The following is a 24119-nucleotide window of genomic DNA, read 5'->3' as shown; positions in this document are numbered from 1 at the left end:
CGATCCGAATGAAAATTGATGATATCGATGCCTTCGTGGCTGTGATTCGCTGCCAGTCGATCAGCCATGCCGCCGAGTCGCTGGACCTGACCCAACCTGCGATCACCCGTCGCGTGCAGAACTTCGAGCAAGCGTTGGGCGTCGAGCTGTTCGACCGCAACACCAAGCCGCTGAAGCCGACCCCCATGGGCACGCAGGTGTATCAGAAGTGTCTGGCGATCCTGCGGGAAATGGATTCATTGCGTGAGCTGGTGGCCAGTGACACGCCGCCCAGCGGCCTGTTGCGTCTTGGCGTGCCGCAGACCATCGGCGATGTGGTGCTGCTTGACGCGATTAAACACCTGCGTGGGCAATTTCCCGACCTGCGTGCGCAAGTGGTCACCGGCTGGGGCAGCCATTTGATCGGCAAGATCGAGAACGGTGAGCTGGACGCCGCTGCGGCGCTGTTCCCGGCGGGCAAGATTTTCCCTGAGGGCATCATCGGCGAGTCCATCGGCAAGATGGAGCTGGTGGTCGTCTGCGCAAGGAGCGCCGTGCCGAAGAAGCCCGTCAAGTTGGCCGACTGCTACGAACAGGGCTGGGTACTCAATCCCGATGGCTGCGGATTTCGCGCAGGCCTGCAACGCACCCTGACCGATCAGGGGCTGAGTCTGAAGGTCAACCTGGAGACCTTCGGCACCGAGTTGCAGTTGGGGCTGGTGGCCGATGGCATGGGCCTGGGGCTGGTGCCGCGTCCACTGCTCGAACGCAGCGCCCACCGCGATCTGCTGGCGGTGCTGCCGCTCAAGGACTTCAAACCGGTCATGGACCTGTGGCTGATCTATCCGCGGTTTCTGGGCAATTTGCAAGGGCCGGTCGCGTCGTTCGGCAGTCTGGTGGCTGGCTCGCTGAAGCAATCGCAAGACGCAGCGTGACACTCTGCAGACGGGGACGGTCCGGCCTCATAATAAAAAATATTGATAATTAGCTTAGACTAAAATGTGATTTTAAAAGATTTTTCCAAGCGCTTAGGCTCCCTCGATACATCTGTATCGGATCATCAGGGAGTCATGCATGAGCAACGTCAGTAGTTTGCCCGTCCAAGCCGGTTCAACCCATGTGCGTGACCGGGTCAGCGCCGAAGAGTGGGAGGTGCGCGTCAAACTGGCCGCCGCCTACCGCATCGCCGCGCTGAAACGCTGGACCGACCACATCTATACGCATTTTTCGGCGCGGGTTCCGGGGCCGGACGAGCATTTCCTGATCAACGCATTCGGGCTGCTGTTCGACGAAATCACAGCCTCCAATCTGGTCAAGGTGGATATCGACGGCACCATCGTCGATGACCCGACCGGTCTGGGCATCAACCACGCAGGCTACGTGATTCACAGTGCCATTCACGCAGCGCGTCCTGACCTGCAAGCGGTCCTGCACACCCACACACGGGATGGCGTTGCGGTGTCTGCGCAGAAAGACGGGCTGTTACTGATCTCCCAGCACTCGCTCGGTTTTTCGGGGCGCGTGGCGTATCACGGCTACGAAGGCATTGCGCAGGATCTGGGCGAGCGCGAGCGCCTGGTGGCTGACCTGGGCGACAAGAACGTGATGATTCTGCGCAACCACGGTCTGCTCACGGCAGGCCTGAGCGTGGAGCATGCGTTTCAGCTGCTGCATAACCTGGAATACGCCTGCAACATACAGATTGCCGCCCAATCGGCCGGCAATGCCGAGCTGATATTCCCGCCGGAAGACGTGGTCAGGAAAGTCGAAGAACAAGCCAAGGTCTTCAAAAGCGGTACGGGCCCCGGCGTGGCACGCCACTGGAATGCCCTGATCCGCGAGCTGGATCGGCACGGCACCGCGTACCAGGAGTGAGCGAGTCGGGATTTGGGGCAGGCGACGAAAACTCCATCGCCTGACCTCCCGGTTCGCGAATGTGTTCGCGCCAGAAACGGTCAGGGTCAGGCGATGGCGTGAATGCGGTTACGCCACCTTCTCGTTCTTCTCCCGGTCACGCTTGGCCACCAGTTCGCGGGTCAGCGGAATGAGCTTCTTGCCGTAGTCGATGGCATCGTCGAGCGGGTCAAAGCCGCGGATCAGGAACGTGGTGATGCCCAGGTCGTAATAATCGAGCAGCGCCTCGGCGACCTGTTCCGGCGTCCCGACCAGCGAGGTGGAGTTACCTTTGGCGCCCAGCAGTCCGGCGATTCCTGTCCACAGGCGCTTGTCGAGTCGCGCCCCTTTGGCGGCGGCGTCCAGCAACCGACGCGATCCTTCGTTGGCCGGCTCGCGGCGCTGAAAACCGGACGCTTGAGCCAAGGCTTTCGCCCGTTCGAGGATACTGTCGGCGCGGGCCCAGGCTTTTTCCTCGGTGTCGGCCAGAATGGGTCGCAGTGACAGGCTGAAACGCACCGTGCGGCCGTGCTTGGCAGCCTCTGCGCGAACCTGTTCGACGATGTCTCTGACCTGCTCGTACGTTTCGCCCCACAACGCGTAAACATCGGCATGCTTGCCCGCGACTTCGATCGCCGCTTGCGATGCGCCGCCGAAATACAGCGGGATGTGCGGTTTCTGCGGGGATTTGACCAACGAGTGCGCCCCCTCGAACTGGTAATAAGTGCCCTTGTGGTCAAACGGCTTTTCCGCTGTCCATTCCTGCCGCACTACGTTCAGGTATTCGTCGGTACGCGCATAGCGCTCGTCCTTGCCGATAAAGCTGCCGTCGGCGCGCAATTCCTGATCGTCACCGCCCGTGATGATGTGCACTGCGATGCGTCCGCCGTTGAACACGTCCAGCGTGGCGAATTGGCGGGCAGCGACGGTGGGCGAAATGAAACCGGGGCGGTGAGCGATGAGAAACTTCAGTTTTCGCGTCACGCTCGCGGCATGCGCTGCGACAAATGCGCTGTCGGGGCTGTTGGAGTGATAGGCGACCAGTGCGCGATCGAATCCCGCTTCTTCGTGAGCCCGCGCAACCTTCTCCACGTATTCGGGTTGAATCGTCTCGCCACTGCGCGGGTGGATTTCCGATCCCGGTTGAGTGGCAATGTAGCCAATGAATTCGACGCTCATGAACGATTCCTTGTGCTGTGTTGGATTGACTGATGGCCGCACGCGCGGGCGTTCGCGCGTGAGCATTCAAGCAACATAGGGGCACGCGGCAGCTGTGTGAAATTCGATTTGGCACTAAGCTAATTATAAAAATACCGCATTAAAATTAGTAATAAGATCAAAATAATTAAGCATTAGCTTATCTCCAAGGGGAATTTCACTTGGGTTTCTTATGCCCTTAGGCTGGCATTCCTTACAGGGTTGGCGCCGTCTCGGGCCAGTCCTGCCTCTCCGCTGTCTGCAAGGAAGTCGATTCATGGGACCTTTCAACAGGGCGCAAGCCCGTCGCGCCATCGCCGTGCTGTGTTCGATCGCGCTCACGCTGCTGGCCGGATGCGACGATCCCGGGCAAAAGCAGGCGTCCGCCGCACAGGCCACTGACTGGTCGAAGGTCAAGCTGATCCTGGGCGATCAGGCCAAAGGCTTGCGCACCATCGTCGAAGCGTCGAAGGCGTTTGACGGAACGCCGTACCAGATCGAATGGGCCAATTTTCAGGGCGCTGCGCCCTTGTTCGAAGCCTTGCGCGCAGGCGCCGTCGATCTGGCTCCGGCTGGCGACACGCCGGTTCTGGCTGCGGCCACTGGCGGTACGCCGTTGCGGATCGTCGCGGTCAGGCGTGGACAGGGTCGCAGTATCGGCATCCTCGTCCCGCAGGATTCAGACATCAAAACGATCGCGGACCTCAAAGGCCGCAGCGTGTCCATTTCGTCTGCGCGAGGCAGTATTTCCCAGTACCTGCTGATTCGCGCGCTGGAAAATGCCGGGGTCAAGGAATCGGACGTGAACATCGGTTTCGTCATGCCCACCGACGCGCTGTCGGCGTTCCACGCCGGCAAGATCGATGCGTGGGCGACGTTCGGCATTTATCAGGCGTTCGCCGAAGAAAGCGGTGCGCGGCTCTTGCTGAGCGGGGAGGGGATCAACACCGGACTGACCTTCATCACCGCGTCCGACGCCGCTTTGGCCGATAAGGTCAAGCGTCAGGCGCTCAACGATGTGTTGCAACGCCTGGCCAAGGCATTCGAGTGGGCCAAGGCGAATCCAGAGCAATACGCCCAGGTCTTTTCCACGGCCAACAACGTGCCGTTGGCCGTGTCGCAGCGACTGCAGAGTTGGGGGATCGAATCACTGTTGCCGCTGGAACAGTCGGATATCACCGCGCTGCAGGGCGTGGATGATCTGTTCGTCGAAAAGAAGCTGTTCCCCAAGCCGGTGCAGGTGTCCGGGCTGGTGGACCGAGAGGTGTTTCCGAGTGCGCATGGGGTGCTGTTGAAGCAGGTTGCGGGAGAAGCAGGATCGCGTTGACCTCCCAGGTCGACGCGGCCCTGCTGAAATTCCCGGCGGTACCGGTCAGTGTTTCGGCGCGTCCTGACCCATCGCCAGCAGTTGTTTTTCCTGATTCCAGTCGAAGGGCTCCTCGTTCTGCTCGGCCTCGTAGCGACGCTCTTCCAGGGCCGTGTACAGGTCGATTTCTTCGTCAGGCATGAAATGCAGGCAGTCGCCGCCGAAATACCAGAGCAGGTCGCGGGGCACCAGATGCGCGATCTGCGGGTAGCGCTGGATCACCTGGCAAAGCAGGTCCTGACCCAGATACTGGCTTTCGATCGGCTCTTGCGGCAGCAGGCTGATCAATTCGTCATAACGCTCCAGAAACAGCGCATGACTTTCCTCGGGAACCTGTTCGGCTTCTCCCAGCGCGACCAGGATGCCGCGCAGGTGCGTCAGCAGGTTCAGAGTGTGGTCGAGATCGGCGTCGGCCATGATGAGGTCCTCAGAGACAAAAACAGGCGCGGGAGTATAGATCCCTGAGGAGCCTGCCGCTATCTCAATGCCACAAGCCGGCCAGATATCGATGACCGGCTTCGGTCAGGGCAAGGTGGGCGAAGGTTCGGTCGCGGCTCGGTTGCCGGGTGACGAAACCGACGAGCAGAAGTGTTTGCAGGGTCTGGGTCGGTCTGCCGCTCTGAATGTCCTCCCCCGAGGCGATTTCAGCGAGCATGCAGCGATGAGTCGTACGTTGATCGATCATGATGCGTCCCCTTTGTGTTTTCTTGTTGTTACCGGGGAGTGTAGGGCAATTCTTTGTGAAGTGCAGGCTAGAGCGTCGTTTTCCAGGTGCCGCTAATCGCCAAATTGACCGATCGACGTCGGTGCTCAGGCAAGCCACCGGCCTGACCGGCTGCAGGCCGGATCAGACGCAGTTCGGTGCAGTGGGGTGCTGATCAGCTTGCCGGCAAGGCCAGCGGCTGTTGCGGCGCGAAGGCGAACGAGGTCAGCTGAAAGCCCTGCTCATCGACTTGCAGCGCCCATCCTTCACGGTCCCAGTCGCCGAGCACGATGCGCTGGGCGGTCTCGTCACCGATCTGCAGCTTGTGAATGGCAGGGCGATGGGTGTGGCCGTGAATCAACGTTTTCACGCCGGATTCACTCATGATTCGCGGGACTTCTTCAGGTGTCACGTCGACGATGTCATTGGCTTTCATGCGGGTCTGCGCGCGGCTTTCGCTGCGCAGCTTGCGCGCCAGCTTGTGGCGGGTGGCGAGCGGCAGGTGGCGCAGGATCCACAGCGTCAGCGGATTGCGCAGATAGCGGCGCATGCGCATGTACGCTTCATCGCGCGTACACAGGCTGTCGCCGTGCATCAGTAACACCGGCTCGCCGTTCAACTGGACCACGCTGGGATCGGGCAGCAACGTGCAACCGGCGGCCTTGCAAAACGCTTTGCCGATCATGAAATCGCGATTGCCGTGCATCAGGAACACCTGTGTGCCGCTGTCGCTCAGGGCGCGCAAGGCTTCGCAGATCGAGCGCTGAAAGGGCGACATGGCGTCGTCGCCGATCCAGGCTTCGAAGAAATCGCCGAGGATATAGAGCGCCTCGGCGCCGCGCGCGCGACCAGCCAGCAGATCCAGAAACGCCCGGGTGATGTCCGGGCGTTCTTCTTCCAGATGCAGATCGGAGATCAGCAGTATCACTCAACGGTCTCGGCTTTCTCGATGATCACGTCCTCAGCCGGCACATCCTGATGACCCGCTTTGGATGTGGTAGCGACACCTTTGATGGCATCGACGACATCCTGGCCTTCGATCACTTCGCCGAAGACGGCATAGCCCCAGCCCTGAACGGTCTTGCCGCTGTGGTTGAGGAAACTGTTGTCGGCGACGTTGATGAAGAACTGCGCCGATGCCGAATGTGGCTCCATGGTACGGGCCATGGCCACCGAGTACTTCTTGTTCGGCAGGCCGTTGTCGGCTTCGTTCTGGATGCTCGGGCGCTTGTCTTTCTTTTCTTTCATGCCGGGCTCGAAGCCACCGCCCTGGATCATGAAGTTACCGATGACGCGGTGAAAGACCGTGTTGGTGTAGTGACCGGCGTTCACGTACTCAAGGAAGTTGGCGACCGTCAACGGCGCTTTTTCAGCGTTCAGTTGCAGGACGATCTCGCCCTTATTGGTGGTCAGTCTGACTTTGGACATGTTCGAAATCGCTCTTGTCTGATTCGTGGTGGACGTGTCGATCGTGGCGTCGGGCTACTTGAGCGTGGTTGCAGGTGCCGCCGATTCGACTCAGGCGCGCAGTTTACAGAGGGTAGCCGCTTGCCGGGTAGTCGCGATTGCGTCCGGCGGCCTGCACGGGCCGGGCGCCCCTCCCGGCAGTTTTGTCACAGCATGCTGTCAGGCTCTTGACAGGTTCGGCTATGATAAGCGCTTTGATTTATTCGGCCTACCCTGGCCAAGACAGTTAGGTTTTCAAGGATCCTATGAGCAAGCCCACTCAAGACGCCGCTGCGAATTCAAAGGCAGGCCCTGCAATTCCAACCAACTTCCTGCGCCCGATCGTGCAGGCGGACCTGGATTCGGGCAAGCACACCAAGATCGTGACCCGCTTTCCGCCTGAGCCCAACGGTTATCTGCACATCGGTCATGCCAAATCGATCTGCGTGAACTTCGGTCTGGCTCAGGAGTTCGGCGGTGTCACGCATCTGCGCTTCGACGACACCAACCCGGCCAAGGAAGACCAGGAATACATCGACGCCATCGAAAGCGACGTCAAATGGCTGGGTTTCGAGTGGGCTGGCGAGGTGCGTTACGCCTCGCAGTATTTCGATCAGTTGCACGACTGGGCTGTCGAGCTGATCAAGGCTGGCAAGGCGTACGTCGATGACCTGACGCCCGAGCAGGCCCGCGAGTACCGTGGCACGCTGACCGAGCCTGGCAAGAACAGCCCGTTCCGCGAGCGCAGCGTCGAGGAAAACCTGGACCTGTTCGCCCGCATGAAGGCCGGTGAGTTCGAAGACGGCGCCCGCGTGCTGCGTGCCAAGATCGACATGGCCTCGCCGAACATGAACCTGCGCGATCCGATCCTGTATCGCATTCGCCATGCTCACCATCACCAGACCGGTGACAAGTGGTGCATCTACCCGATCTACGACTTCACCCATGGTCAGTCGGACGCCATCGAGGGCATCACTCACTCGATCTGCACCCTTGAATTCGAAAGCCATCGTCCGCTGTACGACTGGTTCCTCGACAACCTGCCGGTGCCGTGCAAGCCGCGTCAGTACGAATTCTCGCGCCTGAACCTGAACTACACCATCACCAGCAAGCGCAAGCTCAAGCAACTGGTCGACGAGAAACACGTCAACGGCTGGGACGACCCGCGCATGTCGACCCTGTCGGGCTTCCGCCGTCGCGGCTACACACCGGCGTCCATCCGCAATTTCTGCGAAATGATCGGCACCAACCGTTCCGACGGCGTGGTCGACTTCGGCATGCTCGAATTCAGCATCCGTCAGGACCTGGATGCCAACGCCCCGCGCGCCATGTGCGTGCTGCGTCCGTTGAAGGTCGTGATCACCAACTACCCGGAAGACAAGGTCGATCACCTCGAACTGCCACGTCATCCGCAGAAAGAAGAGCTGGGCGTGCGCAAGCTGCCGTTCGGTCGTGAAATCTACATCGACCGCGATGACTTCATGGAAGAGCCGCCAAAAGGCTACAAGCGTCTGGAGCCCAATGGCGAAGTGCGCCTGCGTGGCAGTTATGTGATCCGCGCTGACGAAGCGATCAAGGACGCCGACGGCAACATCGTCGAACTGCGCTGCTCGTATGACCCGGACACGCTGGGCAAGAACCCGGAAGGTCGCAAGGTCAAGGGCGTGATCCACTGGGTCCCGGCCGCTGAAAGCATCGAGTGCGAAGTGCGTCTGTACGATCGCCTGTTCCGCTCCGCGAACCCGGAAAAGGCTGAGGACGGCCAGACGTTCCTGGACAACATCAATCCGGATTCCCTGCAGGTCCTGACCGGTTGTCGGGCTGAGCCGTCGCTGGGCGAAGCCGCGCCGGAAGACCGTTTCCAGTTCGAACGCGAAGGTTATTTCTGCGCGGACATCAAGGACTCGAAACCGGGCAAGCCGGTATTCAATCGCACAGTGACCCTGCGCGATTCCTGGACCTGATGCTGTACTTGTAAGGGGCACAACGTGCTGTCGATCTACAACACGCTCACCAAGAGCAAAGAAGTCTTCAAGCCGCTGGATGGCAACAAGGTACGCATGTACGTGTGCGGCATGACCGTTTACGACTACTGCCATCTGGGCCACGGCCGCAGCATGGTGGCGTTCGATCTGGTGACTCGCTGGCTGCGTTTTAGCGGTTACGACCTGACTTACGTGCGCAACATCACTGACATCGACGACAAGATCATCAATCGCGCTCGCGAGAACGGCGAGGCGTTCGACGCACTGACCGCGCGCATGATCGATGCGATGCACGAGGACGAAGCGCGCCTGAATATCCTCAAGCCGGACATGGAGCCGCGTGCCACCGACTACATCGGCGGCATGCACGACATGATCCAGAGCCTGATCGACAAGGGCTACGCCTACGCGCCGGGCAATGGCGACGTGTACTACCGCGTCGGAAAATTCCTCGGTTACGGCAAACTGTCGCGCAAGAAGATCGAAGACCTGCGCATCGGTGCGCGGATCGAAGTCGACGAAGCGAAAGACGACCCGCTGGATTTCGTCCTGTGGAAAGGCGTCAAGCCGGGCGAGCCCAGCTGGGAATCGCCATGGGGCCCCGGCCGTCCGGGCTGGCACATCGAGTGCTCGGTGATGTCCACCTGCTGCCTGGGTGAGACGTTCGACATTCATGGCGGCGGCAGCGATCTGGAGTTTCCGCACCACGAAAACGAAATCGCCCAGAGCGAAGCCGCCACCGGCAAGACCTACGCCAATGCCTGGATGCATTGCGGCATGATCCGCATCAATGGCGAGAAGATGTCCAAGTCCTTGAACAACTTCTTCACCATTCGCGACGTGCTGGATAAATACCATCCGGAAGTGGTGCGCTACCTGCTGGTGTCGAGCCATTACCGCAGCGCGATCAACTATTCCGAAGACAGCCTGAAAGAATCCAAGGGCGCGCTGGAGCGGTTCTACCACGCACTCAAAGGTCTTCCGGCTGCCGAGCCTGCCGGCGGCGAAGCGTTCGTCGAGCGTTTCTCGGCGGCGATGGACGATGACTTCGGCACGCCCGAAGCGTGTGCGGTGCTGTTCGAAATGGTCCGCGAGATCAACCGCCTGCGCGACAGTGATGTCACCGCGGCTGCAGGTCTTGCGGCACGTCTGAAGCAACTGGCAAGCGTGCTGGGCGTGTTGCAGCTCGAAGCCGACGACTTCCTGCGCGCCGGTGCGGAAGGACGCGTCGATGCCGCCGAGGTGGAAGCCTTGATCGCCGCGCGCCTGCAGGCACGTGTCGACAAGAACTGGGCCGAATCCGACCGCATCCGCGATCAGCTCACCGCCATGGGCGTGGTGCTGGAAGACGGGAAGGGCGCAACGACCTGGCGATTGGCGGACTGATCGCTTGAATGGGTCGCTCTGCAGTTGCGTGAGAGCGATCGCATTCTGTGTTTTTGATTCTGGCCGTAGGCCGTAGGAGCCTTGCTTGCAGGCGATCTGGCGCGAAGCGGCGGCAAATTCTGTATGCACGGTGTGCCTGACACTACCGAGGTGTCTGGTTTTACTGCCGCTTCGCGCCAGATCGCTGGCAAGCCAAGCTCCTACGCCCTTCGGACAGAAACAAATTTGCGCGAGTCCAGCGTTTTCAGACAAAGGCGCAACTGTCAAACCTGCTGATCCTGCTCCCTCAGCCGCTTGTAGAGCGTATTCCGGCTCACCCCCAGCCGCTTGGCCAGCTGCGAAATATTCCCGCCCGCGGCCTGCAACAACTCGCTCAACTCCTCCGGCGTATTCAGCACGGCCTTGCGGTTGAAGGCCATCTCCGGTCCGTTGCCCTGGCTTTCGAGGTCCAGCTCGGCGAGCTCTAAATCCGCAAAGAAGTCCTCTGGCAGATGCTCGGCAGAAATCGGCTGATCGTCAGCGAGCGCCAGTGCGACCTGAATAACATTACTCAGCTGACGCAGATTCCCCGGCCAAGGGTGTCGTTCAAACAACGCCAGCACGGACGGCTCAAAGCCCGCGGTCTGTTGCGGCTCACGATGCTGCTCCCAGATCGCCTGCACCAGCGCGATCTTGTCGGTGCGTTCGCGAAGGGGCGGCAATTCCAGGTTCAGGCCGCTGATGCGGTAGTACAGATCCTGCCGGAAGCGCCCGCTCTGTACCTGTTCGCGCAGTGAGCAGTGGGTTGCGGAAATGATGCGGATGTCCACGGGGAACAGTTCGCTGCTGCCCAGCGGCTGCACGCATCGCTCCTGCAACACCCGCAGCAAACGCGCTTGCACGGCCAGGGGCATGTCGCCGATTTCATCCAGAAACAATGTGCCTTTGTCCGCCTTGCGGATCAGGCCGATGCTGCCTTTATGGTGCGCACCGGTGAACGCGCCCTTTTCGTAGCCAAACAGTTCGGCTTCCACCAGCTCAGACGGAATCGCCGCGCAGTTCACGGCAATGAACGGCTGATCGGCACGGGAACTGGCCCGGTGCAGCGTCTTGACGAACACCTCCTTGCCTGCGCCGGTCTCGCCGAGGATCAGCAGCGGGACATTCTTTTCCAGCAGACGCTGGGCCTGGCTCGCAGCCTTCGCCACTTTCTCATCGCCGAAACCGGGCGTGCCGACGTTTTTGCCGTCGGGTTTTTTCGGGGTCGGCACCGGGTGCAGTCTTAACACGGGCGCCTTCGGACGCTTGAGCAGGCAGTGAAAGCGGTTGTGCCCGGACGCTTGCAGCGCGAAGGGCTGGCCTTCCGGCTGATCGAGCAAGTGCGTGACGGGCGCCTTGAACAGGTTTTCGATGTTGGCCTGCAACAGGCTCACGCCCAGCAGCGTATCGGCCCGGCGGTTGGCGCACAGGATGCGGCCGGTCTCGTCGAAGACCAGCAGCCCGGCCCACTGGCTGTCCAGGTTGTTCAGCCCGGTGTTGAACGTCAGCTGAAAATGGCTGTGCTGAAACTGATCGAGGATCAACCGGTTTTCAATGGTCTGGCTCATCATCTTCACCATCCCCAACGTGTGGGACGGCGGCAGGAAGCTGTCGCTGGACACATCGAGCACGGCGATCATCCGCCGCGAAGCATCGAAGATCGGCGCGGCGGAACCGGTCATGAAGCGGTTGGCCTTGAGAAAGTGTTCATCGTGTTCAATGTGAACGGCCTGCTCACACGCCAGCGCGGTGCCGATCGCATTGGTGCCCACGCCCTGTTCCAGCCAGCTGGCGCCTGCGACGAAGCCCATCTGTTGGTCAGCCTCGACGAAACGCTTGGTGCCCCACGAATTGAGCACCTGGCCTTGCTGGTCTGCCAGCAGAATCAGGCAATTGGAGTTGCTGAGAATGTTCTCGTAAAACGGCAGCACCTGTTGATGAGTGGTCTGCACCAGCGAGTGATGACGCTCCAGCAGCTGGGAAACCTGATGCTGTGCAAGGCCGCCGAAAGCGGGACGGGACTGATGGTCGAGGCCGAACTGACGGCAGCGGGCCCAGGAGTCCTGAATGATGGTGTCGTGAGCGAGGGATGCGCCTGGTGTGGCCATGTAGATGGCTCCGTCCGAGTACTTTTATTGTTTTTGGGATACGGCGTTCATGCCGAGCATCCGTGCCCGAAACGTCCATCCATTGTTGTTCACGATTGTTCAAAGTCAATGTTCATTTTGTTCAGGTGTTCAGTATTTTCTGTTCACTTATGTTCATCAACGAATCACGGTGTAGGGCGTTTTGCGTGGCGAAGGCTCTAGATCGTGGGTTTCGCTGTCTGGCGCGCTTGCGAACCTGGATTGGCACGATTGTCGCTATCCAACAAGCGGTCGACGAATGTCACGACCCGGCCAGTGGCCGAACAGCAACACCCCTGAACAAGACAAATAAAAAGGGCACGCCATGTCTCTCACGCTTGAGCACGTCAGCCGAGCCGTCGACGGTCAGATCTGGATCGACGATGCGTCGCTGAGCTTTGAACCCGGCTCATTCAACGTATTGCTGGGGCGCACCTTATCAGGCAAAACCAGCCTGATGCGCTTGATGGCCGGTCTGGACAAGCCAGACAGCGGCCGAGTACTGATGAATGGCAAAGATGTCACCCAGGTCGCGGTGCGTCATCGCAATGTCTCGATGGTTTATCAGCAGTTCATCAACTACCCGAGCATGACCGTGTTCGACAACATCGCCTCGCCGTTGCGTCAGGCGAAGATGTCGAAGGACGAAATCGACAGCCGCGTACGCGAAACCGCAAAGATGCTGCGCATCGAAAAATTCCTCGCGCGCTACCCCCTCGAACTCTCCGGCGGTCAGCAACAGCGCACGGCAATGGCCCGCGCGCTGGTCAAGGACGCCGAACTGATCCTGTTCGACGAGCCGCTGGTCAACCTCGATTACAAGCTGCGCGAAGAGCTGCGCCAGGAAATGCGTCAGCTGTTCGAGACCCGCAACACCATCGCCGTCTACGCCACCACGGAACCCAACGAAGCGCTGGCGCTGGGCGGGACCACGACCATCCTCCACGAAGGTCAGTTGATCCAGCACGGCAAGACGCCCGAGGTCTATCACCAGCCCAAGACCGTACTGGCTGCCGAACTGTTCTCCGAGCCGCCGATCAACCTGATGCCGGGGCGTATTGACGGTAACGAAGTCAGCTTCGCCAATTTCGTGCATTTCCCGCTCAACGTGGATCTGCGCAAGATCGGTGATGGCGAGTACCGTTTCGGCGTGCGCCCCAGCCACCTGAGTCTGGTGCCGTCCAACGATGACGATCTGGAGCTGGCGGTCACGGTCGAATTGGCTGAAATCAGCGGCTCGGAAACCTTCCTCCACGTGCGCAACGAGCACTTCTCGCTGGTGCTGCATCTGCCGGGCGTGCACGAGTACGACGTCGACACGCCGATTCGCGTGTACATCCCGACTCACAAATTGTTCGTATTCGATCAGCAGGGCGGCCTCATCCAGGCGCCGGGCCTGCGCATGGCGAGGGTTGCCTGATGGCCGAAATCCGCTTGCAACAACTCGCGCACAGTTACAGCGCTACGCCTTCGGGCCCGGAAGACTACGCCATCCGTGAGATGACCCACATCTGGGAGCAGGGCGGCGCGTATGCGCTGCTCGGGCCGTCCGGTTGCGGCAAATCGACTTTGCTCAACATCATTTCCGGCCTGCTCAGTCCGTCGGAAGGCAAAGTGATGTTCGACTCCACGGTGGTCAACGACATGTCGCCGGAGCAGCGCAACATCGCTCAGGTTTTCCAGTTTCCGGTGGTCTACGACACCATGACGGTGTTCGACAATCTGGCGTTCCCGTTGCGCAATCAGGGCATGGCAGAATCGAAAATTCAGGCCAAGGTGCAGGAAATCGCCGACGTCCTCGATCTGCAACCGCTGCTGAAGAAAAAGGCGAAGGGCCTGACTGCGGACGAAAAGCAGAAGGTGTCGATGGGTCGCGGTCTGGTGCGTGATGACGTCTCGGCGATTCTGTTCGACGAACCGCTGACCGTGATCGACCCGCACCTGAAGTGGAAGCTGCGGCGCAAGCTCAAGCAGATCCACGAGCAGTTCAACATCACCATGGTCTACGTCACCCACGATCAACTGGAGGCGTCGACGTTCGCCGACAAGATCGCTGTGATGTACGGCGGCCAGATCGTGCAGTTCGGCACCCCCCGCGAGCTGTTCGAAAAACCCCATCACACCTTCGTGGGCTATTTCATCGGCAGCCCGGGCATGAACCTCATCGAGGTCAGGCCCGAGGCGGGCGGCGTCGGTTTTGGCGGCATCCATCTGCCCTTGCCCGACGCGCTGCAGCAAAAGCTGGCGGCGACCCAGTGGAGCACGCTCAAGGTCGGCATTCGTCCGGAGTTCGTCCACGTGTGGGACGGCCCGTTCGATGACGCGATGTGCGCCGACGTGACCTACGTCGAGGACCTGGGGACCTACAAGATCCTCACCCTCAACCTGGCCGGTCAGTCACTCAAGGTGCGTCTGCAGGAGGACAAACCGGTGCCGCAAGGCCAGGCCTGGATCAGCTTCCCGGCGCAGTGGCTGATGCTCTACGCCGATGAATTTTTGCTGGAAGTCGCCGCGACTCACGCGCAGGCCAGCGAGGTGCCCCATGAGTAAGGTCCAGAACAACAAAGCCTGGTGGCTGGTACTGCCGGTATTCCTGCTGGTGGCGTTCAGCGCCATCATTCCGATGATGACCGTGGTCAACTATTCGGTGCAGGACATCTTCGATCAGTCCAGTCGCTATTTCGTCGGCGCCGACTGGTTCAAGCAGGTGCTGCAGGATCCGCGTCTGCATGATTCGCTGCTGCGCCAGTTCATCTATTCGGGCTGTGTGCTGCTGATCGAGATTCCGCTCGGCATCGCCATCGCCCTGACCATGCCGACCAAAGGCCGCTGGTCATCGGTGTGCCTGATCGTGATGACCATCCCGCTGCTGATTCCCTGGAACGTGGTCGGCACCATCTGGCAGATCTTCGGCCGTGGCGACATCGGTCTGCTGGGCTGGTTTCTGAACAACATTCTGCACATCAACTACAACTATGCAGCCAACGCGTCGGACGCCTGGGTAACGGTGCTGGTGATCGACGTCTGGCACTGGACCTCGCTGGTGGCGCTGCTGTGCTACTCGGGTTTGCGGGCCATTCCGGACGTGTACTACCAGGCGGCGCGTATCGATCGGGCCTCGAATTGGGCAGTGTTCCGACACATTCAGTTGCCGAAGATGAAAAGCGTGCTGCTGATCGCGGTGATGTTGCGCTTCATGGACAGCTTCATGATCTACACCGAGCCTTTCGTGCTGACCGGGGGCGGGCCAGGCAACTCGACCACTTTCCTCAGCCAGACGCTGACCACCATGGCGCTGGGCCAGTTCGACCTGGGGCCGGCGGCGGCATTCTCGCTGGTGTATTTCCTGATCATTCTGTTGGTGTCGTGGGTGTTCTACACCGCCATGACCCACGGCGAAAAGAACTGAGGAGCGGCCCGTGAACAAGCGCGAAAAGCTGCCATTGAGAAAAATCATTCCGCTGTGGATCTACCTGCTGTTTCTGCTGGTGCCGATCTACTGGCTGGTGAACATGTCCTTCAAGACCAACACCGAAATCCTCGGCGGTCTGACCCTGTTTCCGCAGGATTTCACCTGGGCCAACTACAAGGTGATTTTCACCGACGAAAGCTGGTACAGCGGCTACATCAACTCGCTCTACTACGTTTGCCTGAATACCGTGATCTCGCTCAGCGTTGCGCTGCCAGCGGCCTACGCATTTTCACGCTATCGTTTCCTCGGCGACAAACACCTGTTCTTCTGGCTGCTGACCAACCGCATGGCGCCACCGGCAGTGTTTCTGCTGCCGTTTTTCCAGCTCTATTCGTCCATCGGCCTGTTCGACACGCACATTGCCGTTGCACTTGCGCACTGCCTGTTCAACGTGCCATTGGCGGTGTGGATTCTCGAAGGGTTCATGTCCGGTGTGCCGAAGGAGATCGACGAAACGGCCTACATCGACGGCTACAGCTTTCCCAAGTTCTTCGGCAAGATTTTCATCCCGCTGATTGGCTCGGGGATCGGTGTGACAGCGTTCTTCTGCTTCATGTTTTCCTGGGTCGAGCTGTTGCTGGCGCGGACCCTGACATCGGTCAACGCCAAACCGATCGCGGCGGTCATGACCCGCACCGTATCGGCGTCGGGGATCGACTGGGGCGTGCTCGCGGCAGCGGGGGTGTTGACCATCCTGCCGGGCATGCTGGTGATCTGGTTCGTTCGCAATCACGTGGTCAAGGGTTTTGCCCTTGGTCGTGTCTGAGGAGTCGGAAAAATGGAGTGGATGTCCTGGACACTGCCGACCGCGATCTTCTTCGGTTCCATCGCTGCCATTCTGGTTGCGATGACCGTCTGGGAGTTGCGCTCGGCAAGCATCGAACGTCGTGGTTTCCTGCCGATCGCCACCACCCGTGGCGACCGGCTGTTCATCGGTCTTCTCGGCAGCGCCTACCTGCACTTGCTGGTGATCGGCGCGACCGACTGGAGCATCTGGGTCGCCTCCGGGCTGTCCCTGGTCTGGCTGTTGGTGGTGATGCGTTGGGGTTGAAAGGAAATGAATGAACACTTGTAGGAGTGAGCTTGCTCGCGATAGCGATCCGTCAGCCACTGATGTGATTTCTGACAGACCGCCATCGCGAGCAAGCTCACTCCTACAGAAAAAGCGGTGCAAACGGTTTTGCAAAGCGGGACTACATAAGATTCAACACTGGAGGTGTCTATGTTCAATAAGAAAAACAAGCTGCGACATAGTGTGACGGTAGCGACGATGGTCATGCTCAGTGGCCTGAGCGTGTCGGCGTGGGCGGACCAGTACGAGGATGCCGCGAAGAAGTGGGCGGCCAGCGAGTTCAAGCCGACGACCCTGTCCGATGCTGACCAGCTCAAGGAACTGGAGTGGTTCATCAAGGCTGCCGAGCCGTTTCGCGGCATGGACATCAAGGTCGTTTCCGAAACCTTGACCACCCATGAGTACGAATCCAAGACCCTGGCCAAGGCCTTCACCGAAATCACCGGCATCAAAGTCACCCACGACTTGCTGCAGGAAGGTGACGTGATCGAGAAGCTGCAGACGGCGATGCAGTCGGACAAAAGTATCTATGACGGCTGGGTCAACGACTCCGACCTGATCGGTACCCATTTCCGCTACGGCAAAGCGCTGTCGCTGACCGACCTGATGAACAGCCCTGAAGGCGCGAAAGTCACGTCGCCTACGCTCGACATCAAAGACTTCATCGGCACCTCGTTCACCACGGCGCCGGACGGCAAGCTGTACCAACTGCCCGACCAACAGTTCGCCAACCTGTACTGGTTCCGTGCCGACTGGTTCGAGCGTGCTGACCTGAAAGAGAAGTTCAAGGCCAAGTACGGCTATGAGCTTGGTGTGCCGGTCAACTGGTCGGCGTACGAAGACATCGCCAAATTCTTCAGCGAAGACGTCAAGGAAATCGACGGCAAGAAGGTCTATGGCCACATGGACTACGGCAAGAAAGACCCGTCGCTGGGCTGGCGCTTCACGGACGCCTGGTTCTCCATGGCTGGCAGCGGCGACAAAGGCCTGCCCAACGGTCTGCCGGTGGACGAGTGGGGTATTCGCGTCGAGGACTGCCATCCGGTCGGTTCGAGCATCACCCGCGGTGGCGACACCAACGGCCCGGCGGCTGTTTACGCGACTCAGAAATACATCGATTGGCTCAAGGCCTACGCGCCGCCTGAAGCAGCGGGCATGACCTTCTCCGAATCGGGCCCGGTCCCGTCTCAGGGCAACGTCGCGCAACAGATCTTCTGGTACACCGCGTTTACCGCCGACATGACCAAGCCTGGCCTGCCGGTGATGAATGCCGACGGCACGCCGAAGTGGCGGATGGCGCCATCGCCTAAAGGGCCGTACTGGAAAGAAGGCATGAAGCTGGGCTATCAGGACGTGGGTTCGTGGACCTTCCTCAAGTCATCCGAAGAGAAGAAGCGCAATGCGGCCTGGCTGTACGCGCAGTTCGTGACCTCCAAATCGGTCTCGCTGAAGAAAACCATCGTCGGCCTGACGCCGATTCGTGAGTCGGACATCAACTCCAAGGAGATGACGGCGCTGGCGCCGAAGCTCGGTGGTCTGGTCGAGTTCTACCGCAGCCCTGCGCGAGTGCAATGGTCGCCGACCGGCACCAACGTGCCGGATTATCCGAAACTGGCGCAGCTGTGGTGGAGCCATGTGGCCGAAGCCGTGACCGGCGAGAAAACCGCACAGGCGGCGCTCGACGGTCTGGCCAAGGATCAGGACGCGATCATGACCCGCATCGAGCGCTCCAAGGTTCAGGACGCCAGCGGTTGTGCGCCGAAGATGAACCCGGAAACCTCGGCTGAAGAGTGGTACACCAAGGCCGAGAAGAGCGGCGGCAAGTTCCTCGCGCCACAACGCAAACTGGCCAACGAGAAACCGAAGGGCGAAACCATCGCGTATTCGGATCTGCTGAAGAGCTGGGAAGCAGCCAAGAAGTAAGCGGCTTATCTGAAGCAATAAAAAAACGGCACCTTCGGGTGCCGTTTTTCATGTGCGCAATGCTTCGATCAGCCGTGCAGCGTTTCCGCTGCATACAGGGTGTTCTCCAGCAGGCATGCGCGGGTCATCGGGCCGACACCGCCTGGCACTGGCGTGATCCAGCCGGCGCGGGGCAGGGCGGTCTCATAGACCACGTCGCCCACCAGCTTGCCGTCATCCTGGCGGTTGATGCCGACGTCGATGACGATAGCGCCTTCCTTGATCCATTCCCCTTTGACCAGGCCCGGCTTGCCGGCGGCGACGACCACCAGATCGGCACGGCTGACGTGGCCCGCCAGGTCCTGAGTGAAGCGGTGCGTCACGGTCACGGTGCAGCCGGCCAGCAACAATTCCATGGCCATCGGGCGCCCGACGATGTTGGAAGCGCCGACGACCACTGCATCCTTGCCGTACAGATCGACGCCGGTGCTTTCCAGCAGCGTCATGATGCCTTTGGGTGTGCAGGGCCGCAGCAGCGGAATGCGTTGGGCCAGACGACCGACGTTATAAGGATGGAAGCCGTCAACGTCCTTGTCCGGGCGAATGCGCTCCAGCAGGCTGCTCGATTCGAGATGCTCGGGCAGTGGCAACTGCAGCAGGATGCCGTCGATGGCCGGATCGTCATTGAGGCTGTCGATCAGATCGGTCAGTTCGGTCTGGGTGGTTTCGCTGGGCAGGTCATAGGCGCGGGAGATGAAGCCGACCTCTTCGCAGTCTTTGCGTTTGTGCGAGACGTAAACCTGAGAGGCGGGGTCGCTGCCGACCAGAATCACCGCGAGGCCTGGCGTGCGCAGGCCTTGCTCGCGACGCTCGGCGACTCGTTGGGCGATCTGCTGGCGCAGGTTGGCTGCGATCGCTTTGCCGTCTATTAGTTTTGCAGTCATTACGCGTGATTAACCATCGGAAGGGAGGGAAAAAGAGCGCGCATTCTCGCATGACCTGACGCAAGGGCAAAGGCGATTGGTCCGCTTAATAAGCTAAGCCCTTTAATTAACTGAATTTTTTAGAAAAAAGTGTTGACGACCCTCGGGACCGTCTATAAGATTCGTCGCACTTGTCGGGCACAACCCCAGACACGATAAGCCGGAAGCGGTGAGTCAGGTCGAAAGGTTGATTAAGTCAGGTAGAGTTCAGATCGGCTCAGCGTGATTGAAAGCTCTTAATTTGTACTCGCAAGGTGCAAATTAAATAAGCGCCCGTAGCTCAGCTGGATAGAGCATCCGCCTTCTAAGCGGATGGTCGCAGGTTCGAGTCCTGCCGGGTGCGCCATTAACGGCAGCTTTGGCACAAGTAGCACTCTGATGGAGTGTGTCGGTTACAACGCAATATGGTGGGCGTAGCTCAGTTGGTAGAGCACAGGATTGTGACTCCTGTTGTCGTGGGTTCGATCCCCATCGTCCACCCCATATTCGAAGAAGGCGCCAGATGCATAATCTGGCGCCTTTGCTTTAAGCGCTTCACACGCGGACGTGGTGGAATTGGTAGACACACTGGATTTAGGTTCCAGCGCCGCGAGGCGTAAGAGTTCGAGTCTCTTCGTCCGCACCAGCTACAGACCTTGACGGCGCCTCCAGTGTCTCAAGGTAAGAAAAAGCCGCCTCGTGCGGCTTTTTTTGTTTCGAGGTATTGGTTTCATCGCTGTGCGGGTCCGTCTTTTCTGTCGATAGCGGGCTCGTCCGGTATGTTTCCAGGGACTGGATCGACGTCCGGCCGCGCTTTCGCTTCCTTTATATAGGTGCGCATCAGCCGCGTTCCAGACAGCTCGCGAGGGTGGAATTCTCTGCCTGCACTTCTCTGGTTGCATTCCGCTGTATTTACCCTCCTTCGGTAGGGTGACTTCTTGAGTTTGACCCACTAGAATGCTTGCCCTTGATTCTGGGGTCGGAAACGGCCGGCTAACGTCTGTGCAACGAGGAATATCCATGCAAGTTTCTGTTGAAAACACTTCCGCTCTCGAGCGCCGCATGACCATTGGCGTGCCAGCTGAGCGCATCGAGACCGAAGTCAACAAGCGTCTGCAGCAGACCGCACGTAAAGCCAAGATCCCGGGCTTCCGCCCAGGCAAAGTGCCTATGAGCGTGATCCGCCAGCGTTACGAAGACGGCGCTCGCCAGGAAGCACTGGGCGACCTGATCCAGGCGACCTTCTACGAAGCTGTCGTTGAGCAAAAGCTGAACCCGGCCGGCGCACCTTCCGTCGAGCCAAAATCCTTCGAAAAAGGCAAAGACCTCGAGTACGTCGCCACTTTCGAAGTGTTCCCTGAATTCTCCGTTGCCGGTTTCGAATCCGTCTCCGTCGAGCGTCTGTCGGCTGAAGTTGCAGATTCCGATCTGGACAACATGCTGGAAATCCTGCGCAAGCAGAACGTCAGCTTCGAAGTGGCCGACCGTGCTGCGCAGAACGAAGACCAGCTGAACATCGACTTCGTTGGCAAGATCGACGGCGAAGCGTTCGCTGGCGGTTCGGCCACCGGTACTCAGCTGGTGCTGGGTTCGGGTCGCATGATCCCTGGTTTCGAAGACGGCCTGGTCGGTGCAAAAGCCGGTGAAGAGCGCGTTCTGAACCTGACGTTCCCTGAGGACTATCAGAACCTGGAACTGGCCGGCAAAACTGCCGAGTTCACTGTGACCGTCAACACCGTTTCGGCGCCGACCCTGCCTGAGCTGAATGAAGCGTTCTTCAATCAGTTCGGCATCAAGGAAACCGGCATCGAAGGCTTCCGCACCGAAGTTCGCAAGAACATGGAGCGCGAGCTGCGTCAGGCCATCAAGTCCAAGGTCAAGAATCAGGTAATGGACGGTCTGCTGGCCGCTAACCCGATCGAAGTGCCGAAGGCGCTGCTGGAAAACGAAGTGAACCGTCTGCGCGTTCAGGCTGTTCAGCAATTTGGCGGCAACATCAAGCCGGACCAGCTGCCAGCCGAGCTGTTCGAAGAGCAGGCCAAGCGCCGCGTCGAGCTGGGTCTGATCGTTGCTGAAGTGGTCAAGCAGTTCGACCTCAAGCCTGACGAAGCCCGCGTTCGCGAGCTGATTCAGGAAATGGCTTCCGCTTACCAGGAGCCAGAGCAAGTCGTCGCCTGGTACTACAAGAACGACCAGCAGATGAACGAAGTGCGTTCGGTTGTGCTGGAAGAACAAGTTGTGGATACTGTTTTGCAGAAAGCGAGCGTGACCGACAAAGCGGTCTCGTACGAAGAAGCTGTCAAGCCGGTAGAAGCTCCACAAGCCGACTGATCTTTTCTCTCGTTCGAAAACACCATAAGCCAGCCTTCGAGCTGGCTTATGCGTATTCAAGACATGACTATTTGGGAGTGAATGCAGGACATGTCCGGCAATTCTTATATTCAGCAGAACTCTGACATCCAGGCCGCTGGCGGCCTGGTCCCGATGGTTATCGAGCAGTCCGCCCGTGGCGAACGCGCCTATGACATCTACTCTCGCCTGCTCAAGGAGCGAGTGATCTTTCTGGTAGGCCCCGTAGAGGATTACATGGCCAACCTGATCTCGGCGCAACTGCTGTTCCTTGAAGCGGAAAACCCGGACAAGGACATCCATCTCTACATCAACTCCCCTGGTGGTTCGGTGACTGCGGGCATGGCGATCTACGACACCATGCAATTCATCAAGCCGGACGTTTCCACTACCGTAATGGGTCAGGCCTGCAGCATGGGCGCTTTCCTGCTGGCCGGTGGTGCCAAGGGCAAGCGTTTCGCATTGCCTAACTCGCGCGTGATGATTCACCAGCCGCTGGGTGGTTTCCAGGGGCAGGCGTCGGACATCGACATTCACGCCAAGGAAATCCTCTACATTCGCCAGCGCCTGAACGAGCTGCTGGCTCACCACACGGGCCAATCGCTGGAAAACATCGACCGTGACACCAACCGTGACAACTTCATGAGCGCCGAACGCGCTGCTGAATACGGTCTGGTTGACGCTGTTCTCGACAAACGGCAAATGACCGCCTGACGGGCGCTTATCCCGGGTGGCGGGAGTTACCCGCCACCTGCGGACTTGAAAAATCCAGCAATTGCCTTCATCTTGTGTTGCAAGCCTACCGGATTGGATCGATCGAATGACTGACACCCGCAACGGCGAGGACAACGGCAAACTGCTTTATTGCTCCTTCTGCGGCAAAAGCCAGCATGAAGTACGCAAGTTGATTGCCGGCCCCTCGGTATTTGTTTGTGACGAGTGCGTCGACCTGTGCAATGACATCATCCGCGAGGAGGTGCAGGAAGCACAGGCAGAAAGCAGCGCGCATAAATTGCCATCGCCGAAAGAAATCAGCGCCATCCTTGACCAGTACGTGATTGGTCAGGAACGTGCGAAGAAGGTTCTCGCAGTAGCGGTGTACAACCACTACAAGCGTCTGAACCAGCGCGACAAGAAAAACGACGATGTCGAACTGGGCAAGAGCAACATCCTGCTGATCGGCCCTACGGGCTCCGGCAAGACCCTGCTGGCGGAAACGCTGGCACGTTTGCTCAATGTACCGTTCACCATCGCCGACGCCACGACTCTGACCGAAGCCGGTTATGTCGGTGAAGACGTGGAAAACATCATCCAGAAGTTGTTGCAGAAGTGCGATTACGATGTGGAAAAAGCCCAGATGGGCATCGTCTACATCGACGAAATCGACAAGATTTCGCGTAAATCCGACAACCCTTCGATTACCCGTGACGTCTCGGGCGAGGGCGTGCAGCAAGCTCTGCTCAAGCTGATCGAGGGCACTGTGGCTTCCGTTCCGCCGCAAGGTGGTCGCAAGCATCCCCAGCAGGAGTTCCTGCAGGTGGACACGCGTAACATTCTCTTCATCTGCGGCGGCGCGTTCTCTGGCCTGGAAAAGGTCATCCAGAATCGCTCCACCAAAGGCGGCATTGGCTTCAACGCCGAAGTTCGCAGCAAGGAAGAGGGCAAGAAGGTGGGCGAGTCCCTGCGTGAGGTCGAACCTGACGATCTGGTCAAGTTTGGTCTGATTCCGGAATTCGTTGGCCGTCTGCCAGTACTGGCCACGCTGGACGAGCTGGACGAAGCTGCGCTGATGCAGATTCTGACCGAGCCGAAGAACGCGCTGACCAAGCAATACGGCAAGCTGTTCGAGATGGAAGGTGTGGATCTGGAATTCCGCACTGATGCGCTGAAATCGGTTGCTCGTCGTGCGCTTGAGCGCAAGACCGGTGCCCGTGGCCTGCGCTCCATCCTCGAAGGCGTATTGCTCGACACCATGTACGAGATCCCGTCGCAAACCGACGTGAGCAAGGTGGTGATCGACGAGAGCGTGATCGAAGGAACCTCCAAGCCGCTGTTGATTTATGAAAACAGCGAGCCACCTGCCAAGGCGGCTCCTGACGCGTAAGCCTTCGGGCAGCGCATCGGGCGACTGGAACAGAAAAGGGGCCCACGGGCCCCTTTTGCATTTCAACGTCTCTTTCGCATTAACGCCAATAGACGCTTGTTTTTTTGGGTAGCTACCCCCATCTTGGTTTTCAGCTCATTTCTATCTGTCCATGGCCTT

General features: G+C 59.3%; 20 protein-coding genes, 3 tRNA genes and 2 pseudogenes. 17 read left to right on the top strand and 8 right to left on the bottom strand.

What is annotated here, in order from left to right:
• Positions 1–8 precede the first annotated feature (8 nt).
• Both QRN36_RS13735 and QRN36_RS13730 read left to right on the top strand, forming a co-directional pair.
• Positions 9–914 carry a LysR family transcriptional regulator gene (locus tag QRN36_RS13735; protein ID WP_285424517.1) on the top strand — a complete coding sequence of 302 codons (906 nt, stop codon included), beginning with the start codon at positions 9–11 and terminating at the stop codon, positions 912–914.
• A 139-nt stretch (positions 915–1053) separates the two neighbouring features.
• A complete protein-coding gene (locus tag QRN36_RS13730) occupies positions 1054–1854 on the top strand; it encodes a class II aldolase/adducin family protein (RefSeq protein ID WP_285424516.1) in 801 nt (266 codons plus the stop codon).
• A 108-nt stretch (positions 1855–1962) separates the two neighbouring features.
• Here the strand turns inward: QRN36_RS13730 and QRN36_RS13725 are convergent, their stop codons facing one another.
• Positions 1963–3051 carry an LLM class flavin-dependent oxidoreductase gene (locus QRN36_RS13725; protein WP_285424515.1) on the bottom strand — a complete coding sequence of 363 codons (1089 nt, stop codon included), beginning with the start codon at positions 3049–3051 and terminating at the stop codon, positions 1963–1965.
• A gap of 295 nt (positions 3052–3346) precedes the next feature.
• Here QRN36_RS13725 and QRN36_RS13720 point away from each other — a divergent pair, with 295 nt between their 5' ends.
• The gene (locus QRN36_RS13720) at positions 3347–4396 is read left to right on the top strand and encodes an ABC transporter substrate-binding protein (protein WP_285424514.1); all 1050 of its coding nucleotides are present in this window, start codon (positions 3347–3349) and stop codon (positions 4394–4396) included.
• Between the two features lie 45 nt (positions 4397–4441).
• Here QRN36_RS13720 and QRN36_RS13715 read toward each other — a convergent pair whose 3' ends face one another.
• From QRN36_RS13715 to QRN36_RS13700, 4 genes are all read right to left on the bottom strand, one after another.
• On the bottom strand, positions 4442–4852 hold the full coding sequence (locus QRN36_RS13715; RefSeq protein WP_285424513.1) for a PA2817 family protein: 411 nt from the start codon (positions 4850–4852) through the stop codon (positions 4442–4444).
• A gap of 64 nt (positions 4853–4916) precedes the next feature.
• Complete coding sequence (locus tag QRN36_RS13710) at positions 4917–5120, bottom strand: hypothetical protein (RefSeq protein WP_285424512.1); 204 nt, start codon at positions 5118–5120, stop codon at positions 4917–4919.
• Positions 5121–5313: 193 nt separating this feature from the next.
• A complete protein-coding gene (gene lpxH / locus QRN36_RS13705) occupies positions 5314–6066 on the bottom strand; it encodes a UDP-2,3-diacylglucosamine diphosphatase (RefSeq protein WP_285424511.1) in 753 nt (250 codons plus the stop codon).
• Positions 6063–6566: a peptidylprolyl isomerase gene (locus tag QRN36_RS13700; RefSeq protein WP_093460407.1), complete on the bottom strand. Its 504-nt coding sequence runs from the start codon at positions 6564–6566 to the stop codon at positions 6063–6065. Before QRN36_RS13700 ends, lpxH begins: the two co-directional genes overlap by 4 nt.
• Positions 6567–6850: 284 nt before the next feature.
• On the opposite strand from QRN36_RS13700, the gene QRN36_RS13695 reads away from it, so the two are divergent.
• Together QRN36_RS13695 and cysS are read left to right on the top strand one after the other, a co-directional pair.
• Positions 6851–8548: a glutamine--tRNA ligase/YqeY domain fusion protein gene (locus QRN36_RS13695; protein WP_285424510.1), complete on the top strand. Its 1698-nt coding sequence runs from the start codon at positions 6851–6853 to the stop codon at positions 8546–8548.
• A 24-nt stretch (positions 8549–8572) separates the two neighbouring features.
• Positions 8573–9955 carry a cysteine--tRNA ligase gene (gene cysS, locus QRN36_RS13690; protein WP_285424509.1) on the top strand — a complete coding sequence of 461 codons (1383 nt, stop codon included), beginning with the start codon at positions 8573–8575 and terminating at the stop codon, positions 9953–9955.
• A 263-nt stretch (positions 9956–10218) separates the two neighbouring features.
• Here the strand turns inward: cysS and QRN36_RS27585 are convergent.
• Positions 10219–10350, bottom strand: a pseudogene (locus tag QRN36_RS27585) (helix-turn-helix domain-containing protein); the annotation flags it as partial.
• Positions 10351–10421: 71 nt separating this feature from the next.
• Positions 10422–12081: pseudogene (locus tag QRN36_RS13685) on the bottom strand (sigma-54-dependent Fis family transcriptional regulator); the annotation flags it as partial.
• A gap of 343 nt (positions 12082–12424) precedes the next feature.
• Here QRN36_RS13685 and QRN36_RS13680 point away from each other — a divergent pair.
• The 6 genes from QRN36_RS13680 to QRN36_RS13655 all read left to right on the top strand — a co-directional run bounded on the left by QRN36_RS13680 (position 12425) and on the right by QRN36_RS13655 (position 18566).
• On the top strand, positions 12425–13519 hold the full coding sequence (locus QRN36_RS13680; RefSeq protein WP_285424507.1) for an ABC transporter ATP-binding protein: 1095 nt from the start codon (positions 12425–12427) through the stop codon (positions 13517–13519).
• Positions 13519–14649, top strand: a complete 1131-nt coding sequence (locus QRN36_RS13675) for an ABC transporter ATP-binding protein (protein WP_285424506.1) — start codon at positions 13519–13521, stop codon at positions 14647–14649. The genes QRN36_RS13680 and QRN36_RS13675 overlap by 1 nt, the downstream gene beginning before the upstream one ends.
• Positions 14642–15508: a carbohydrate ABC transporter permease gene (locus QRN36_RS13670; protein ID WP_093460387.1), complete on the top strand. Its 867-nt coding sequence runs from the start codon at positions 14642–14644 to the stop codon at positions 15506–15508. The genes QRN36_RS13675 and QRN36_RS13670 overlap by 8 nt, the downstream gene beginning before the upstream one ends.
• A gap of 28 nt (positions 15509–15536) precedes the next feature.
• Entirely contained in the window at positions 15537–16337 is an 801-nt protein-coding gene (locus tag QRN36_RS13665) for a carbohydrate ABC transporter permease (protein WP_093462481.1), read from the top strand.
• A 12-nt stretch (positions 16338–16349) separates the two neighbouring features.
• Positions 16350–16622 carry a DUF2160 domain-containing protein gene (locus QRN36_RS13660; RefSeq protein ID WP_274135013.1) on the top strand — a complete coding sequence of 91 codons (273 nt, stop codon included), beginning with the start codon at positions 16350–16352 and terminating at the stop codon, positions 16620–16622.
• Positions 16623–16793: 171 nt separating this feature from the next.
• The gene (locus tag QRN36_RS13655; protein ID WP_285424505.1) at positions 16794–18566 is read left to right on the top strand and encodes an ABC transporter substrate-binding protein; all 1773 of its coding nucleotides are present in this window, start codon (positions 16794–16796) and stop codon (positions 18564–18566) included.
• 68 nt (positions 18567–18634) lie between these two features.
• Here the strand turns inward: QRN36_RS13655 and folD are convergent, their stop codons facing one another.
• The gene (folD, locus tag QRN36_RS13650; RefSeq protein WP_093460378.1) at positions 18635–19489 is read right to left on the bottom strand and encodes a bifunctional methylenetetrahydrofolate dehydrogenase/methenyltetrahydrofolate cyclohydrolase FolD; all 855 of its coding nucleotides are present in this window, start codon (positions 19487–19489) and stop codon (positions 18635–18637) included.
• A gap of 308 nt (positions 19490–19797) precedes the next feature.
• Here folD and QRN36_RS13645 point away from each other — a divergent pair.
• From QRN36_RS13645 to clpX, 6 genes are all read left to right on the top strand, one after another.
• Positions 19798–19874: transfer RNA gene (locus QRN36_RS13645), tRNA-Arg, on the top strand.
• Between the two features lie 61 nt (positions 19875–19935).
• A tRNA-His gene (locus tag QRN36_RS13640) sits at positions 19936–20011 on the top strand.
• Positions 20012–20068: 57 nt separating this feature from the next.
• Positions 20069–20153 (top strand) — tRNA-Leu (locus QRN36_RS13635).
• A 374-nt stretch (positions 20154–20527) separates the two neighbouring features.
• Positions 20528–21838 carry a trigger factor gene (gene tig, locus QRN36_RS13630; RefSeq protein ID WP_285424504.1) on the top strand — a complete coding sequence of 437 codons (1311 nt, stop codon included), beginning with the start codon at positions 20528–20530 and terminating at the stop codon, positions 21836–21838.
• A gap of 90 nt (positions 21839–21928) precedes the next feature.
• Positions 21929–22570, top strand: a complete 642-nt coding sequence (clpP, locus tag QRN36_RS13625) for an ATP-dependent Clp endopeptidase proteolytic subunit ClpP (protein WP_285424503.1) — start codon at positions 21929–21931, stop codon at positions 22568–22570.
• 106 nt (positions 22571–22676) lie between these two features.
• Positions 22677–23960 (top strand): ATP-dependent Clp protease ATP-binding subunit ClpX, encoded by a 1284-nt coding sequence (clpX, locus tag QRN36_RS13620; protein WP_093460373.1) that lies wholly within the window; start codon positions 22677–22679, stop codon positions 23958–23960.
• The last annotated feature ends 159 nt before the right edge of the window (positions 23961–24119 follow it).

This window comes from Pseudomonas sp. efr-133-TYG-103a (assembly GCF_030209235.1).
Taxonomy (GTDB): domain Bacteria; phylum Pseudomonadota; class Gammaproteobacteria; order Pseudomonadales; family Pseudomonadaceae; genus Aquipseudomonas.
Note: the sequence above shows the minus strand (reverse complement) of the source record. Positions and strands in the feature narration are given on the sequence as shown.